Origin of the sequence: Microbacterium sp. MMO-56, from assembly GCF_037146215.1 — a bacterium.
GTDB lineage: Bacteria > Actinomycetota > Actinomycetes > Actinomycetales > Microbacteriaceae > Microbacterium.
This window is the reverse complement of the sequence record NZ_JBBCVW010000002.1, coordinates 116727-132106: the sequence shown is the minus strand read 5'-3', so window position 1 is coordinate 132106 and position 15380 is coordinate 116727. Positions and strand designations below refer to the sequence as shown.

Genomic DNA, 15380 nt, shown 5'->3' with positions numbered 1-15380 from the left:
GCCGTCGGTACGGACCGGTGCGCGTCCGCCCGGCCGCCGTCAGAGCTTGCGCAGCAGGACGGTCTCCACCGTGTGGTTGGCGGCCTTCTCGAGCACGAGTGTGGCGCGGTGCCGCGTGGGCGCGACGTTCTCGCGCAGGTTCGGGAGGTTGATGTCGTTCCAGTACCCCATCGCGGTGTCGACGGCCTCGGCATCCGACAGCTCGGCGAACACCCTGAAGAACGAGCTCGGGTTCGAGAACGCGCCCTGGCGCAGCGCCAGGAAGCGGTCGACGTACCACTGCGCGATGTCGGCCTCGTCCGCATCCACGTAGATGGAGAAGTCGAACAGGTCGCTGACCGCCACGTCGTTGGGCGTCGGGGGCGGGGAGAGCACGTTCAGCCCCTCGACGATGACGACGTCGGGGCGGCGCACGGTGACGAGGGCGTCGGGGATGATGTCGTACCGCATGTGCGAGTAGAACGGCGCGCGCACCTCGGGGGCCCCCGACTTCACCTCCGTGAGGAAGCGCACGAGCGCGCGCCGGTCGTAGGACTCGGGGAAGCCCTTGCGGTGCATGATGCCGCGGCGCTCGAGCTCGTCGTTCGAGTACAGGAAGCCGTCGGTGGTCACCAGCTCGACGCGGGGCGTTCCCGGCCATCGGCTCATGAGCTCCCGCAGCAGGCGGGCGATGGTCGACTTGCCGACGGCCACCGATCCGGCGACGCCGACGACGAACGGCGTCGTCGTGTCGGGCTCGCGCAGGAACGCGGAGGTCTCGGCGCCGAGACGCTTCGTGTTCTCCGCGTACGTCGACAGCAGCCGGCTGAGCGGCAGGTACACCTCGCGCACCTCGGTGAGGTCGAGGCGGTCGCCGATGCCGCGCAGCTGGACGACCTCGGTCTCGGTGAGCGGGTTCGGGATGCCGGGGGCGAGCGCCGCCCACTCGGCCCGGTCGACCTCGCGGTACAGCGAGGCGACGTCGGTCGTCGCGTCTTCGGTGGACATCGGGCTTACTCTAGCGCCCGCCCCGGTCCCGGCCGACGCGTCCGGTGCGGTCGGTGACTGCTCCGGGACCCACTAGATTCGGACCGTGCGCCTCGGAGTCCTCGACATCGGCTCGAACACCGTCCATCTGCTCGTCGCGGACGTGCGTCCGGGCGGGCGTCCGCTCGCGGCGACCAGCAAGCGCACGGTCCTGCGTCTCATGCGCTACCTGCAGGAGGACGGCTCGATCAGCGACGAGGGCGTGGACGCGCTGGTCTCGGCGGTCGCCGAGGCGCGGGCCGTCGCCGAGCGCGAGAACGTCTCGGAACTGCTCGCCACCGCGACCAGCGCCGTCCGCGAGGCCGCCAACGGTCCCGCGGTCATCGAGCGGATCGAGGCGGCCCTCGGTCAGGACCTGCAGGTGCTCGGCGGCGAGTCGGAGGCGCGGTTCACGTTCCTCGCCGTCCGCCGCTGGTTCGGGTGGTCGGCCGGGCAGATCATGCTCTTCGACATCGGCGGAGGCTCGCTCGAGCTCGCCGCCGGCAGCGACGAGCTGCCCGACGTCGCGGCATCCGTCCCGCTCGGCGCCGGGCGGATGACGATCGAGTTCCTGCCGCACGATCCTCCCGGGGAGGAGGCCGTCGACCGTCTGCGCGCGCACGCGCGTGAGACCCTGGCGCCCGTGGCCGAGCTCATGGCGGGTCAGCCCCGTCCCGATCACGTCGTCGGATCCTCGAAGGCGATCCGCTCGCTCGCGAAGCTCGCCGGCTACCCGGCGCCCGGGTGGTCGGGGCAGGAGCGGTGGCGTCTGCCCCTGGCATCCCTCGGATCCTGGATCCCGCGACTGTCGCGCCTCCCGGCGAGCGCCCGGCAGGAGCTGCCCGGCATCACGGCGGACCGCACCTTCCAGATCGTCGCCGGGGCCGTCGTGCTGCACACCGCGATGTCGGTGATGGGCGTCGACGAGCTCGAGGTCAGCCCCTGGGCGCTGCGCGAGGGTGTGCTGCTGCGCTACATCGAGTCGCTCAGCTGGTCCGAACCGGGCGCCTGACCGGCATCCGCGCGGATTCGTGGCGCAATCTGTCGCCATGGCACGCGGCAAGCGACCGATCGTGACATGAATCCGCGGGCTCAGCCGCGGACGACGTCGGCGAGACCGTCGGCGATGCGCTGGGCGTCGGGCTGCGACGCCGCCTCGACCATGACGCGCACCATCGGCTCGGTGCCGGAGGGGCGCAGCAGCACCCGGCCGCTGTCGCCGAGCTCGGCCTCGGCCTCGCGGACCGCGTCCATGACGTCCGGTGCCGTCGCACGGGTGCGCTCGACGCCCCGGACGTTGACGAGCACCTGAGGGAACACCGTCATGACGGATGCCAGTTCCGCGAGGGTCTTGCCGGTGCGGGCCATCTCGGCGCACAGATGGAGCCCGGTCAGCACCCCGTCGCCGGTCGTCGCGAACCGGCTCATGATGACGTGGCCGCTCTGCTCGCCGCCGAGGGAGAAGCCACCCTCGTTCATGCGCTCGAGCACGTACCGGTCGCCGACCGCGGTCGTCTCGACGGTGATGCCGTGGGCGGCCATCGCGCGGTGCAGGCCGAGGTTGCTCATCACCGTGGCGACGAGCGTGTCGGCGCGCAGGACGCGGCGCTGCTTCATCGAGACCGCGAGGATCGCCATGATCTGGTCGCCGTCGACGACGGTGCCGTCGGCGTCGACGGCGAGGCATCGGTCCGCGTCGCCGTCGTGGGCGATGCCGACGTCGGCGCCGACGCGGATGACCTCGGCCGCGAGCTTGTCGAGGTGGGTGGATCCGACGCCGTCGTTGATGTTCAGCCCGTCGGGATCGGCACCGATGACGGTGACCTTCGCGCCGGCGTTGCGGAACGTCTCGGGCGAGACCCCCGACGCCGCTCCGTGCGCGCAGTCGACGACCACGTGGAGGCCGTCCAGGCGATGCGGCAGCGACGCCAGCAGATGCAGGACGTATCGGTCCTCGGCGTCAGAGAACCGCGTGACGCGACCGACGTCGCCGCCCGTGGGCTGCAGCTTCGGGCCGGACATGGCCTGCTCGATGCGCTCCTCGACGATGTCGGGGAGCTTCACTCCCCCGCGGGCGAAGATCTTGATGCCGTTGTCGGGGGCGGGGTTGTGCGAGGCCGAGATCATCACGCCGAAGTCGGCGTCGATGTCGTCGATGAGGAAGGCTGCGGCCGGCGTGGGCAGCGTCCCCGCCTCGAGCACGTCGACGCCGGAGGATGCGAGCCCGGCCTCGACCGCGGCCGACAGGAACTGGCCCGAGATCCGCGGATCGCGCGCGACCACGGCGGTCAGCCGCTTACCCGCGGCCTTCCGCGCCGTGGCGATACGGCCCTGGCCCAGGACGACAGCGGTCGCCTGGGCCAGGGTGAGCGCCAGATCGGCGGTGAGGGAGCCGTTCGCGAGGCCCCGCACACCGTCCGTTCCGAACAGCGCCATGAAGACTCAGCGCTTCGAGTACTGCGGAGCCTTACGGGCCTTCTTGAGACCGGCCTTCTTGCGCTCCTTGACGCGCGCGTCGCGCGAGAGGAAGCCCGCCTTCTTCAGGGTGGGACGGTTGTTCTCCGCGTCGATCTCGTTGAGCGCACGGGCGATGCCGAGGCGCAGCGCGCCGGCCTGGCCCGAGGGGCCACCGCCGGAGATGCGGGCGATCACGTCGTACGCACCCGCGAGGTCGAGCACCGTGAACGGGTCGTTGATCAGCTGCTGGTGCAGCTTGTTCGGGAAGTAGTCCTCGATCGTGCGGCCGTTCACCGTGATGGTGCCCGAGCCGGGGACCAGGCGCACGCGGGCGATGGCCTGCTTGCGGCGGCCGACGGCGGCACCGGGCACCGACAGCACGGGGCGGGGAGCAGCGGCGGCCTCGACGGCCACGCTCTCGGTGGTGTAGCTCTCCGCGTTGTCGAGGGTGTTCTCTTCGATGGAGTCAGCGATCTTCGCCATGAGTTGTCCTTATGTCTCTCGGCGCGCTTACTGGGCGACCTGGCCGAAGGTGTACGGGGTGGGCTGCTGGGCCGCGTGCGGGTGCTCGGCGCCCACGTAGACCTTCAGCTTCGACAGCTGCTGGCGGCCCAGGCTGTTCTTCGGGAGCATGCCGCGGATCGCCTTCTCGACGGCGCGGATCGGGTTCTTCTCGAGGAGCTCGGCGTACGAGGTCGCCGTGAGGCCGCCCGGGTAGCCGGAGTGGCGGTACGCCATCTTCTTCTGGAGCTTCTGGCCCGTCAGCGCGACCTTGTCGGCGTTGATGACGATCACGAAGTCACCGGTGTCGATGTGGTTCGCGAAGGTGGGCTTGTGCTTGCCGCGGAGGATCGCCGCGGCGTGCGAGGCGAGGCGTCCGAGGACGACGTCGGTCGCATCGATGACGACCCACTCACGGGTCACTTCACCGGCCTTGGGGGTGTAGGTGCGCGTCACAGTAGTGCTGCTTTCTTGGATCGAACGGAGAGGTTCGTGAATCCCGCTCCGGGGTGCTTTCGTCGGACGAGGCCGGGAAAGACGCCAGTGGAGGGCTCACGTTCGCGGTGGACGGTTCAGCAGAGCCGGACACCAAAGGTCGAGTCTACGCCATGACGACGCCGACGCGAAACGGACGGCGACGTCAGCACAGGAAAGCCGCAGGAAGAGAGACGCCGAGGGGCCGGAGGATGCTCCAGCCCCTCGGCCTGACAGCCGCACGCGGGGGGTCGGCGACTGTCAACCGGTCGTGTGGGGACACTACCGGGGGTTCGGGGGGATGAGGGCGATGAGCCCACGGTGGTTCTTACATACAGACTACTGGCCGGAGCCGTTCTGCACCGCAGAGGCGCCGGAGGAATCCTCGGAGAGGTCGATCCCCGCCGCGAACTGCTTGAGCCAGGGGCGCAGCTCGGGGCCCAGATCGTCGCGGTCCACGGCGAGCTGGAGGATGGCCTTGATGTAGTCGACGCGGTCGCCGGTGTCGTAGCGGCGACCGCCGAAGACGACGCCGTAGACCCCCGGACCGTCGGGGTCGGTGGCGAGCTCGCGCAGGGCGTCCGTGAGCTGGATCTCGCCGCCCTTGCCGGGTTCGGTCCGCTCGAGGACGTCGAAGACCGTCGGCGGGAGGACGTAGCGCCCGATGACGGCGAGATTCGACGGCGCCGTCCCGACGGCCGGCTTCTCCACGAGATCGAGGATCCGCACGGAGCCGTCGGAATGCGTGTCCCCGATGGTCGCGACGCCGTAGAGGTGGACCTGCGCCGGGTCCACCTCCATCAGCGCCACGACCGCTCCCCCGGTGCGCTCGTGCACCGCGAGCATCGTGGACAGCAGCGGGTCGCGCTCGTCGATGAGGTCGTCGCCGAGCATCACGACGAAGGAGGACGAGCCGACGTAGGACTTCGCCCGGAAGACGGCGTGCCCGAGACCCCGGGGGTCGCCCTGGCGCGTGAGGTGGATGTCGGCGAGCCGCGAGGAGTGCGAGACCTTGCCGAGCTTGGCGGTGTCGCCCTTCGTGGTGAGAGCCGACTCCAGCTCGGGCACGGAGTCGAAGTGGTTCGCGATGTTGTTCTTGTTGCGTCCGACGATGATGAGGACGTCGCGGATGCCCGCCTCGACCGCCTCCTCGACGACGTACTGGATCGCCGGCTTGTCCACGACCGGCAGCATCTCCTTGGGCATCGCCTTGGTGGCGGGAAGGAATCGCGTGCCGAGTCCGGCGGCGGGGATGACGGCCTTGTACGGCGCAGACATCGTGCTCCTAACTCCGAGACGGGGCGTGGGGGAAGGTTCTTCGCTGCGAGGGGGCCCGACTCAAGGCGAGCATAGCGGCACCCCCGGCGCATGTCCGGGACGGGACGGCGGCGTTGCGCCGTCCCGCCGTGGCCGATCAGGCGGAGGGCGTCAGGATTCCGGCCGGCGAGACGGTCGATTCCAGCACGACGCCCTCCGCGTCCTGGTAGAGGAGTGCTCGACCGCCGAAGCGGCGCGTCGACATCACCGGGCGCGGGAGCTCCCCGGGAGACGCCACGCGAACCCGGACGCCGCCGGGCTCGACCGTGACATCGATGCGCGCCGCGCGGGCATCCGAGTGCTTCACCGCGTTGACCAGGCCTTCGTTGACGAGTTCGGCGACGACGGACACCGCCCCGTGCTCGCTCAGGAGGCCCACGGCCTCCGGCGACACACGGGTGTCGAGCTGCAGGAGCGGCTGCCACCCCGCGAGGGTGCGACCCAGTTCGTCGACCACGCCGACGGCCGGGTCCGCGGCCGGACGGAGCACCTCGTCGAGTGCGGCGTCCGTCTCGGCACGGAATCGGTCGACCGCCGCCTCGGCGGGAGGCGCCTCATCGACCATGGCGGCGAAGATCACGCAGCGGCCCTGGACGCGGCCGTGCAGGGTGCCCGCGGCGTGCCGGAGCGGCTCGCGCGCGGCGCGCATGCGGTCCGCCAGATCGCGCGCGGCGCCGGCGAGCCGGTCCGTCGACGCGCGCTCCTCCGCCCGCACCCGTCGGCGCGCGTCGAGAGCGACCGCGATCACGACGGCGGTCAGGGGGAGCGCGCACATCGGCACGACGAGGAGCAGACCCGAACCGGGAAGGAGCGCCGCCGCGACCGTCGCGGAGATCGCGCCACCGCCCGTCCAGGCGAGGACGAAGGCTCGGGCGGCGGGTCGGCCGCGTCGATCCGGCCGCACCCGGAGAAGCCAACCGGCGAGCAGGTCGATGACGACGATGCACCCCAGTGCGGCGGCCAGGACGAGGACGCCGCCCCGTGCGAGGGCGAACGGGGCGCAGACGAAGGCGAAGACGAGGCCGACGAGCAGGAACGGCGTCGGAACGAGCGCGTCGACCAGGCGTGGTCTGGGGGGATCCGGGGCGACGACGCCCTCGTCGAGGACCGGCACGGGGGCAGGCTTCTCCGAGAGATGGTCGAGCCGATGGCTCGCCGCCCGCACGAGGGCCGAGTAGTCCCGGACCGCCTCGAAGTCGATCCGCCCCTCCAGCAGCCGGTCGCGAGCGGCGCGCAGCTCGTCGACGGTCGCCTGCACCAGGCGGACGTTCTCCTGTTCCTCGTCGTCGAGCTCGCGCCGCGCGGCATGGGAGCGAGCCAGCGCGAGGGCGAGGTGCGCGGAGATCGTCCGAGCCGTGCGATCCTGCGTCGTGATCACCGCGACGAACGAGAAGAGGAGCACGACCACCAGCAGGTTCGTCCCGACCCGCGACACCAGCTGCCCGTCGGATTCGATGTCGAACATCGACAGCACGACCGCGTCGTTGACGAAGGGGCGCGCGACCGCGACGCCGACGAGTGCGGCGCTCACCATCACGATGCGCGCGAGTCGTCGAGGGATGCGGCGTTCCGCCGCGGCGACCGCGAGCACCGGTATCGCCAGCACGGACCACCCCACGGCGGAGGCCGCCATGCCGTGCGCGTACCCGTCCAGACCACGGGGAAGCACCGGCACGAGGAGCACGACGGCGACCGCGAACGAGGCGAGCGCGCTCCAGAGCGTGAAGAAGCGACCGCTGCCCGCCGCGTCCGCGAAGGCGGCCACCGCGTCTCCCGCGCGCTGTCCGACGCGGCCCAGCCGACGCATCTGCGACATCCCTACGCCCCTATAGTCGTCGCAAGCCTATCCATTCCTCCCCACCGCGCGGCAGGGCCGGAAGACAGGTCTCCTCCTCCCCCGTCGCAGCGGCGCGGCATCCGCACCCCACTCCACCCGGCAGGAGCCGCCATGCACCCCGACGAGCCAGACATCCCCCCGCGGCCTCCCCTGCCGTCGCCGGAGACGGACCGACGGCGGACGGGAGTCCTGCGCCGCCCCGGCGCCTGGCTGCTCGCGTACGGGGTCGCGCTGGCCGCGATCGCGTTCTGGCCGACCCCGGTGGACGCCGGTGCGCGTCCGCTGCTGCGCGCCATCCACGCGCTGGTGCCCCTGCTCACCTACTCACGCATCGAGTTCGCCGCCAACGTGCTGCTCTTCGTGCCCGTGGGTCTGCTGGCGACGCTCGTGCTGCGCGATCGACGGTGGCTGGTGCTGCCGCTCGCCATCCTCGCCACCGTCACGATCGAGACGGTTCAGGCCGTGGCGCTGCACGCACGCACCCCCAGCACGCTCGACATCATCGCGAACACCGCGGGGGCGTGCGCCGGCATGGCCGTCGCCGCGCTCGTCGAGTCCGTCAGGACAGGAGCGCGGCGATCCGCGTCCGGAGATCCCGGGGAGAGAACGGCTTGACCACGTAGTCGTCCGCCCCGGCGGCCATCGCGGTCGCCACATCGTCCGGTGCGGACTTGGCCGTCAGCATCATGATCCGCGTGTCGGCGAAGTCCCCGTCCTGTCGGAGGACACGACACACCTCGACGCCCGTCATGCCCGGCATCATCCAGTCGAGGACGACGAGGTCCGGGTGGACGGCGCCCGCCGCGACGATGCCGGAGCGGCCGTCGACGGCGATATCCACGGAGTGGCCCGCGTTGGCGAGGATCGTGCGCACGAGTTCGGCGACGTCACCGTCGTCCTCGACTACCAGCACGTGCGCCATGATCCCGCTCCACAGAGGCGGCTTTCGTCGGAAGATACCTCCGCCTCAGAACCACTAGCGTAAGGCGTATGAGGGGTTCCGCGCCGGATCGCGTCGCCCGCGCAGCACCGCGTCGGTGGCGCGGGCTCGCCGTCTGGGCGCCCGGGACCGCTCTCATCTTCGCGCTCGCCGCGGCGAGCATCGCGATCACGACGCCCACTCTGGCGGTCGCCCTGTGGTGGCCCGCCTCGGGGGCCGCGGCGTGTCTGGCGCTGGTCGTGCCGCGGCGGAGCCGGCCCGCCGTGCTGCTCGTCGTGTTCGCGGCGACGACCCTCGGCAACCTCGTCGCGGGGCGTCCGCCGGTGCTCGCGCTCGCCTTCGGTGCGGTGAACGCGCTCGAGATCGCCCTCTTCCTCTGGGTGCTGCTGCACGGACGGACCGACGCGCGGCTGCGCACGACGGCCGACTCCCTCCGCCTCGCCGTCGCCGCGACCGTGTCGTCGGTGACGCTGGGCCTCGCCGCGGGCGGGATCACGGCGGCGGCCGGAACGGCGGATTTCATCAGCACCGCCGTGCTCACGGCGGCGTCGCACCTGTCGGCGATCCTGCTCACGACGCCGCTCGTGCTGCTCGCTCCCCGGCCCCGGCAGACGGTCGACCGGCGCGAGCTCGTCGTCCAGATCGTCGTCGCGGCCCTCGCTCTGATCATCGGATTCGGGCCGCTCGCCGACTTCCGGCTGGGCTTCCTGGTCTTCCTCCCGCTCGTCTGGGCGGCGCTGCGCTTTCCCCCCGTCATCGCCCACATCGAGGCGCTGCTTATCGCGGCGGGCGCGCTGGGGCTGGTCGCGGCGAACTGGCCGGAGTACGTCGTCCCCGACATCGACGTCTCGGCGATGGCGATCAGCGTCGTCGCGTTCCTGTGCGCGATCTCGATCCTCACGGTGGCGATCGTCGCCGGACGCGGCGAGTCCCTCGAGAACGCCCAGCGTGCCCTGGATGCCGCGGAGTCCCGCGCCGAGGCCGCGCGGGCGACGGCCGCCACCCTGCGTGTCCGCTACGACCTCGACCGCCAGCGGGAGGACTTCCTGTCCACGACGAGCCACGAGCTGCGCACTCCGGTCACGGTCATCGCCGGGTACGCCGACCTGCTCGGCGACCACGCCGAGCTGCCGGACGAGACGCGGGCGTGGGTCGATGCGATCCACCGGAACACCGGCCGACTGGCGGGCATGCTCGACGACCTCCTCGCATTCACCCGCTCGGGATCGACACGGCCCGTCCTGGTCGACGTCGACGTCGCACACCTCGTCTCCTGCGCCGTGGACGTGCACGCCGGAGCCGCCGCCCGCAAGGGGATCACGGTGACCATCGCCCGCACCCGCGACCTCACCGTGCGCGCCGACCTGACCCACGCGCAGCGCGCGCTGAGCAGCCTGCTCTCGAACGCGGTGAAGTTCACACCGCCGAGCGGCCGCATCGGGATCGACGCCGTCGCCGTCGGGGGCGACGTCATGATCACGGTCTCCGACACCGGCACGGGGATGGCGCCCGACACGCTCGCGCAGGCGTTCGAACCGTTCTATCGGGGTGAGCAGGCCGAGGTGCGCGCCATGCCGGGCACCGGGCTCGGACTCGCCATCGCCCGGATGCTGGCACGCCGCAACGACGGAGAGGTCACCCTGGTCTCCCGCCCCGGCCAGGGCACGAAGGCGACCCTGCTCCTGCGACGCAGCGACGACGGGGAGAGCGGGCGATGAGCGGGCGGGAGGACGGCGGCGAGTGGAGCCGCTGGGACGACTCCCAGCTCCTCGGCACCATCGTGCGCTCGGTCTGGCAGTGGCAGCTGGTCGTCGCCTTCAGCGTCGTCACCGTGGGCGTCGTGGTCGCCATGCTCTCGCCCGCCGACCTCGCCGGAGGATGGCTCACCGCCGGCCTCGTGCTCACCGCCGCGACGACCGCCGTCGCGCTGGTGACACCGTGGGCGCGGGCCCCTCGCTGGGCCCTGGTGCTCCCCTTCGTCAACACCGTGGCGATCGGGCTGCTGTCCACGACGCAGCACGCCCTCGGCTTCTTGTGGATCATCCCCATCGCGTGGATCGCGACCTATTACTCCGCGGCGTCCGTGGGCGCCGCGCTCGCGCTCGTGCTCGCCCTCCAGGTCGCCCGCTGGTGGGTTCCGGGCGCCGACAGCGCCGCACCGCTCGACGTCGTCATCGTGCTGCTCGCGCTCGGCTTCCTCGGTGTGGCGACGATCCAGGGGTCGCGGCGTGCGCGCGCCTATCGCCACCTGCTGCGGCGCAACTCGCGCCAGCTCGACCGTGCACTGACGCGCGCCAAGACGCAGGAGCGCCAGTCCACCCGGCTGTTCGACGCGATCGGCACCGCGCTCGCGATCGTCGACGCGGAGGGGCGCATCGAGCGCACCAACAGCGCCTACCGCTCGCTCTACGGGTACGCGGACGGAGACGACCGCCATCCGGCGCGCGCCGTCGAGTACTCCGCGTACCGCGGCGTCGCCCTGCCGCGCGAGGAGACGACCCTCGCCCGGGCGGCGCGCGGCGAGCGCGCGCGGCACGAGCCGCTGTGGATCTACGACGCGGACGGCGAGTGGCGGGCCCTCTCCCTGTCGATCCGGCCGCGGACCGCGCCCGGCGACGGGAACCGGACGATCATCGAACTCGACGACGTCACGGCGACCGAACTCGGTCGCCGCGCGCAGCGCGCGGCGACGAGCGCCGTCTCGCACGAACTGCGCAACCCGCTCACGGTGATCCTCGGTCATGCCGACCTCCTGCTCGACGACCAGACCCTGACCGCGTCGCAGCGCGAGCACGTCAACCTGATCGAGGGCGCGGCGGAGCGGATGCTCGCGCTGACAGCTTCCCTGCTCGACGCGAACCGCCCCGTCGAGGCGGGAGACGGGTTCGACCTGACCGCGATCACGACCGCGGCGACCGAGGCCTTCGCGCCTGCCGCCGCGGCCGCCGACATCCGGCTGGTCCGCGACACCCCCAGCGGGCTCCTCGTCCCCGGCGATGCGTTCCGGATGCGGCAGGTGGTCGACAACCTCGTGAGCAACGCGATCAAGTACACGCCGCGCGGAGGCACCGTGCGGGTGAGCTCCGCGCCGGAGGCGGGGCGAGCGGTGCTCACCGTCGCCGACACCGGCATCGGGATCGGCGAGAGCGATCTCGAGAACGTGTTCCGCCCTTACTTCCGCGCACACAGCGCGACCGCGGGCGGCATCCCGGGCACGGGCCTCGGCATGTCGATCGTGCGCACCATCATCGAGCAGAACCACGGCTCGATCTCCCTCTCGAGCACCCTGGGCGAGGGGACGACGGCGACCGTCACGCTCCCGCTCGCACCGGGATCCACGGCGACCGCGCGAGCGCAGCCGGAATCCGACGACCACGATCCCACCGAAGGGGGTGCGCGGTGACCGAGGCCGTCACGCAGCCGATCCTGATCACCCTCACGACGCTGTGCACCGTCATCATGATCGGTGTCGGCTTCCTGCCCCGCCCGTGCCGGGAGGCGGCGATCTGGTCGATCGCCTTCACCTGCGCCATGGTCGCGAGCTATGTCGCCGCGGCGGGGACCCAGAGCGGTCTGCCGCTGCTCAGAGCCCTGGCGGCGGGGTTCGTGCTCGGAGCGCTCGCCATGTTCTGGGTCGGCCTCCGGGTGCGCGCCGGACGCCGGAGGGTGTTCCTGGTCCCTTCCGTCGTCGGCGCCCTCCTCGCCACCGCGGGTCTCGCCGTCGTCGACGGGCTGGCCGGGCCGGAGGCCTTCGAGCGCTCGGCGCTCGCCGTCGCGGTGGTGCTCCTCGTCACGACCGCGATCGAGGCGATCGCCCTGCGCTCCGCGCCGCTCATGGCGACGGCGCCGTTCGCCCTCGCGAGCGTGCTGTGCGCCGGTTTCGCCGGGGTGTGGATCGTCACCGGTCTCCTCCAGCCGGTGGGCGCCGCCGCCCTCGCGTGCGTCGCGCCGGACACGGTCGTGACGGACGCGGCCGCGATGAGCGTCATCTACCTCGTCTCGGCGCTCGTGTCGGTCCTTCAGCTCGGCCGCGAGTCCGCCGTGCGCGCCGAATCCGCCGGGACGACGGACTTCGCGCGCGTCGCGCAGGAGCGCCTCGTCCGCGCCGAACGACGCGGAGACACGTGGTGGGCGCTGCTCGACATCCGGCTCGACGACCCCGTCGCGCTCCGCGAGGCGTCCAACACCCTCGCCTTCGGCCGCGTCGTCGAGCGGTTCGCCGACGACGTCGTGCTGGCACTGCCCGCCGAGGCCGACATCCACCAGGTCGATGCGACGCGGTTCGTCGTGCTCCTGCCCCGCCACGATCCGGCGGTGCGTCCGGTCGTTCGGGACATCCTCGACCGCGTGTCGACGGTCGAGGCGCACCAGTCGATCGCCGTGCGGCTGTCGGCCAGCATCGGATGGGCGAGCGTGTCGACCTGTGGGTACGACCTCGACGTGCTCACCCGCACCGCGTCGGGTGCGGCCGACGATGCACAGCTGGCCGGCGGGGATCGGTGGCAGCACGCGGTCGCCGCCTTCTGAGCGCGCGGTCGGTCCCCGTGCGTCGAACGCGTCCCCCGGTGCAGCGGGGTACAGTGCACAGGTGGCAACCCCTCTGCTGCGGCGCCTGTCGCCGCGCACCCTCATCGTCGGCGGCGCCGTCCTGCTCGTCCTCGTACTCGTCCTCCTGGGGGCGCTCGGCTTCGCGATCGTGCGCGGGTTCCACGTGCTGACCGCCGATGCCCCCGCTGTCGGGACCGTCACGGTCGCCCCCGACCAGTCGAAGGCGCGCGTCGCGCTGGCGACCCTCACGATGGATGCGGATGCCACCGCCGCGACCGAGTACCTCGCGACGCAGCCGACCGCGTACTGGCTGACCCCGGAGCAGGATCCGATCGGGACCGCCGGGCGCACCGTCGTCAGCCTGGTCGCGCAGGCGCGCGATCAGGGCCGCGCCGCCGCGATGGTCGTCTACGGGCTTCCCGACCGGGACTGCGGGAACCATTCGGCCGGCGGCCTCGACGGCGCCGACTACCCGGTCTGGGTGCGTGAGATCGGAGACGCGCTGCGGGCCGCGCCCGACGTGCAGAAGATCGTCGTGCTGGAGCCCGACAGCATCGCCCTCGCCTCCGAGTGCGGTGACATCGCCTCGCGGGCGGGCTACCTGTCGGCCGCGGTGGACGCCCTGTCGTCGACCGGCACGTGGATCTACGTCGACGGGGGGCACAGCTCGTGGCACAGCCCGGACGAGATGGCGCAGCTCATCGGCCAGATGGGCATCATCGACCGCGTGCGCGGCGTCGCGACCAACGTCTCGAACTACCAGTCCACGCACGCGGAGTTCGAGTACGCCCACGCCCTGTCGTCACGGCTCGGCGGGACCCATGCGCTCATCGACACCTCGCGCAACGGCACGGCCACGGCGGGAGCGCAGTGGTGCAATCCCCCGGGTCAGCGCGTCGGACCGGCCGGAGGCACGTACGGGGACGACGTCGTCGACACCAATCTGTGGATCAAGCCGCCCGGCGAGAGCGACGGCGCCTGCAACGGCGGCCCGGCCGCGGGGCTGTGGTGGCCGGAGGCGGCGGCAGAGCTGACCCGCGACGTGCGCTGACGGGCCCGGCCGGCGGTGGCTAGACTGTGGCTCACCTCGCTCCCCACCCCCCTATGGAGATGACCGGGCCATGACCGATTCCGCGTTGCCCCTGAAGACGGCTGTCATCATCGAGGACGATCCCGACATCCGTCACCTGATCGTCGAAGTCCTCGAGGCCGCCGGCTTCTCCACCGTGTCGGTCGGCAACGGAATCGACGGCGTACGGGCGGTCGCGTCGTACCAGCCGCTCGTGACCACGCTGGACGTGAACATGCCGGGGATCGACGGGTTCGAGGCCGCACGCAGGATCCGTGCGCAGAGCGACACCTTCATCATCATGATCACCGGCCTCGAGGAGGAGGCCGACGTCGTCGTGGGCCTGGGCGCCGGCGCGGACGACTACATCGTCAAGCCGTTCCGCCCGCGTGAGCTGCGCGCGAGGATCGACACGCTGCTTCGTCGCCCTCGAGCGGCGAGCCCGGCACCCGCGGCGGCTCCCCGCCAGGACATAGCCGGCCCCTCGTTCCCCGGTGCGCGGCCGGGTGCGCCCGCGATGGCGCCCGCCGTCGCGCCGGGACAGCCCGGGTACGGCATGCCGGGCTACCCCGCGTATCCGGGCTATCCCGAACCTGCACCGGCGACGTACGCGCAGCCGGCAGCCGAGGTCCCCCTGAGCGATCTGGCGTACAGCTTCGACGACGGTCGCGCCTTCGCCGCGCCCGCGCCGGCGGCCGTGCCGATCGTCGTGCCCTCCAGCGCAGGGCCGCAGGTCCCCGGGACCGACGTGGCGCCGGCGACGGGCGGCGGTGTGGTCGCCGGCGGCCCCGGATGGGTGACCCACCGGGATCTGTCGGTGAACTCCGATCAGCGCAGCGCCGTCATCGGGGGCCACGAGCTCGAGCTCACCCGCACGGAGTTCGATCTGCTCGCGACCCTCATGGAGTCCAAGCGACGCGTGCGCAGCAAGGCGGACCTGACGCTGGTCCTCCGCGGCGAGTCGTACGTGACGAGCTACTTCGTCGGCGACGCGGACAAGCGGGCCATCGAGGCCCACATGACGAACCTGCGTCGCAAGCTCGGCGACAACCCGACCAACCCGCGCTACATCGAGACCGTCCGCGGCGTCAGATACCGACTGACCTCGGAGCACGCCGCCTGAGACGGCTCGCGCCTTCGCGGGGTGGATCCACCACCGCAGCTCCGCTGCGGGGTGGGTGGCCCCCCGACCACCCACCCTCGCGGAACGGGCACCCCCCAGTGCCCATCCC

At 72.0% G+C, this 15380-nt stretch carries 14 protein-coding genes; 7 read left to right on the top strand and 7 right to left on the bottom strand.

Annotated features, from left to right (window positions below; translation table 11 throughout):
* Positions 1-39: 39 nt before the first annotated feature.
* Positions 40-987, bottom strand: a complete 948-nt coding sequence (coaA, locus tag WFI00_RS02315; RefSeq protein WP_336630949.1) for a type I pantothenate kinase — start codon at positions 985-987, stop codon at positions 40-42.
* A gap of 85 nt (positions 988-1072) precedes the next feature.
* Between coaA and WFI00_RS02310 the strand changes: the two genes are divergently transcribed.
* Positions 1073-2017: a Ppx/GppA phosphatase family protein gene (locus WFI00_RS02310; RefSeq protein WP_336630948.1), complete on the top strand. Its 945-nt coding sequence runs from the start codon at positions 1073-1075 to the stop codon at positions 2015-2017.
* A gap of 80 nt (positions 2018-2097) precedes the next feature.
* Here WFI00_RS02310 and glmM read toward each other — a convergent pair whose 3' ends face one another.
* The 5 genes from glmM to WFI00_RS02285 form a co-directional block, all read right to left on the bottom strand.
* Positions 2098-3441 (bottom strand): phosphoglucosamine mutase, encoded by a 1344-nt coding sequence (gene glmM, locus WFI00_RS02305; protein WP_336630947.1) that lies wholly within the window; start codon positions 3439-3441, stop codon positions 2098-2100.
* A 6-nt stretch (positions 3442-3447) separates the two neighbouring features.
* Positions 3448-3945: a 30S ribosomal protein S9 gene (gene rpsI / locus WFI00_RS02300; protein ID WP_336630946.1), complete on the bottom strand. Its 498-nt coding sequence runs from the start codon at positions 3943-3945 to the stop codon at positions 3448-3450.
* A gap of 27 nt (positions 3946-3972) precedes the next feature.
* The gene (rplM, locus tag WFI00_RS02295) at positions 3973-4419 is read right to left on the bottom strand and encodes a 50S ribosomal protein L13 (RefSeq protein WP_336630945.1); all 447 of its coding nucleotides are present in this window, start codon (positions 4417-4419) and stop codon (positions 3973-3975) included.
* 357 nt (positions 4420-4776) lie between these two features.
* Positions 4777-5715, bottom strand: coding sequence for a UTP--glucose-1-phosphate uridylyltransferase (locus WFI00_RS02290; protein WP_336630944.1), 939 nt, complete (start codon positions 5713-5715; stop codon positions 4777-4779).
* Between the two features lie 136 nt (positions 5716-5851).
* Positions 5852-7570: an ATPase gene (locus WFI00_RS02285; protein WP_336630943.1), complete on the bottom strand. Its 1719-nt coding sequence runs from the start codon at positions 7568-7570 to the stop codon at positions 5852-5854.
* 132 nt (positions 7571-7702) lie between these two features.
* On the opposite strand from WFI00_RS02285, the gene WFI00_RS02280 reads away from it, so the two are divergent.
* On the top strand, positions 7703-8206 hold the full coding sequence (locus tag WFI00_RS02280) for a VanZ family protein (RefSeq protein WP_336630942.1): 504 nt from the start codon (positions 7703-7705) through the stop codon (positions 8204-8206).
* On the opposite strand, the gene WFI00_RS02275 is transcribed toward WFI00_RS02280, so the two are convergent.
* Positions 8151-8513: a response regulator transcription factor gene (locus tag WFI00_RS02275; RefSeq protein ID WP_336630941.1), complete on the bottom strand. Its 363-nt coding sequence runs from the start codon at positions 8511-8513 to the stop codon at positions 8151-8153. The genes WFI00_RS02280 and WFI00_RS02275 overlap by 56 nt on opposite strands.
* A gap of 68 nt (positions 8514-8581) precedes the next feature.
* Here WFI00_RS02275 and WFI00_RS02270 point away from each other — a divergent pair, with 68 nt between their 5' ends.
* The 5 genes from WFI00_RS02270 to WFI00_RS02250 all read left to right on the top strand — a co-directional run bounded on the left by WFI00_RS02270 (position 8582) and on the right by WFI00_RS02250 (position 15271).
* Positions 8582-10249, top strand: coding sequence for a sensor histidine kinase (locus WFI00_RS02270; RefSeq protein ID WP_336630940.1), 1668 nt, complete (start codon positions 8582-8584; stop codon positions 10247-10249).
* Positions 10246-11934: a sensor histidine kinase gene (locus WFI00_RS02265; RefSeq protein ID WP_336630939.1), complete on the top strand. Its 1689-nt coding sequence runs from the start codon at positions 10246-10248 to the stop codon at positions 11932-11934. Before WFI00_RS02270 ends, WFI00_RS02265 begins: the two co-directional genes overlap by 4 nt.
* A complete protein-coding gene (locus tag WFI00_RS02260) occupies positions 11931-13058 on the top strand; it encodes a hypothetical protein (protein WP_336630938.1) in 1128 nt (375 codons plus the stop codon). The genes WFI00_RS02265 and WFI00_RS02260 overlap by 4 nt, the downstream gene beginning before the upstream one ends.
* A gap of 61 nt (positions 13059-13119) precedes the next feature.
* The gene (locus WFI00_RS02255; RefSeq protein WP_336630937.1) at positions 13120-14130 is read left to right on the top strand and encodes a glycoside hydrolase family 6 protein; all 1011 of its coding nucleotides are present in this window, start codon (positions 13120-13122) and stop codon (positions 14128-14130) included.
* Between the two features lie 70 nt (positions 14131-14200).
* The gene (locus tag WFI00_RS02250) at positions 14201-15271 is read left to right on the top strand and encodes a response regulator transcription factor (protein WP_336630936.1); all 1071 of its coding nucleotides are present in this window, start codon (positions 14201-14203) and stop codon (positions 15269-15271) included.
* The last annotated feature ends 109 nt before the right edge of the window (positions 15272-15380 follow it).

Excerpts from the sequence above, each read along its gene's own strand:
- coaA (WP_336630949.1), bottom strand. The coding sequence starts at position 987 with ATGTCCACCGAAGACGCGACGACCGACGTCGCCTCGCTGTACCGCGAG.
- glmM (WP_336630947.1), bottom strand. The coding sequence starts at position 3,441 with ATGGCGCTGTTCGGAACGGACGGTGTGCGGGGCCTCGCGAACGGCTCC.
- rpsI (WP_336630946.1), bottom strand. The coding sequence starts at position 3,945 with ATGGCGAAGATCGCTGACTCCATCGAAGAGAACACCCTCGACAACGCG.
- WFI00_RS02290 (WP_336630944.1), bottom strand. The coding sequence starts at position 5,715 with ATGTCTGCGCCGTACAAGGCCGTCATCCCCGCCGCCGGACTCGGCACG.
- WFI00_RS02285 (WP_336630943.1), bottom strand. The coding sequence starts at position 7,570 with ATGTCGCAGATGCGTCGGCTGGGCCGCGTCGGACAGCGCGCGGGAGAC.
- WFI00_RS02280 (WP_336630942.1), top strand. The coding sequence starts at position 7,703 with ATGCACCCCGACGAGCCAGACATCCCCCCGCGGCCTCCCCTGCCGTCG.
- WFI00_RS02275 (WP_336630941.1), bottom strand. The coding sequence starts at position 8,513 with ATGGCGCACGTGCTGGTAGTCGAGGACGACGGTGACGTCGCCGAACTC.
- WFI00_RS02270 (WP_336630940.1), top strand. The coding sequence starts at position 8,582 with ATGAGGGGTTCCGCGCCGGATCGCGTCGCCCGCGCAGCACCGCGTCGG.
- WFI00_RS02265 (WP_336630939.1), top strand. The coding sequence starts at position 10,246 with ATGAGCGGGCGGGAGGACGGCGGCGAGTGGAGCCGCTGGGACGACTCC.
- WFI00_RS02250 (WP_336630936.1), top strand. The coding sequence starts at position 14,201 with ATGACCGATTCCGCGTTGCCCCTGAAGACGGCTGTCATCATCGAGGAC.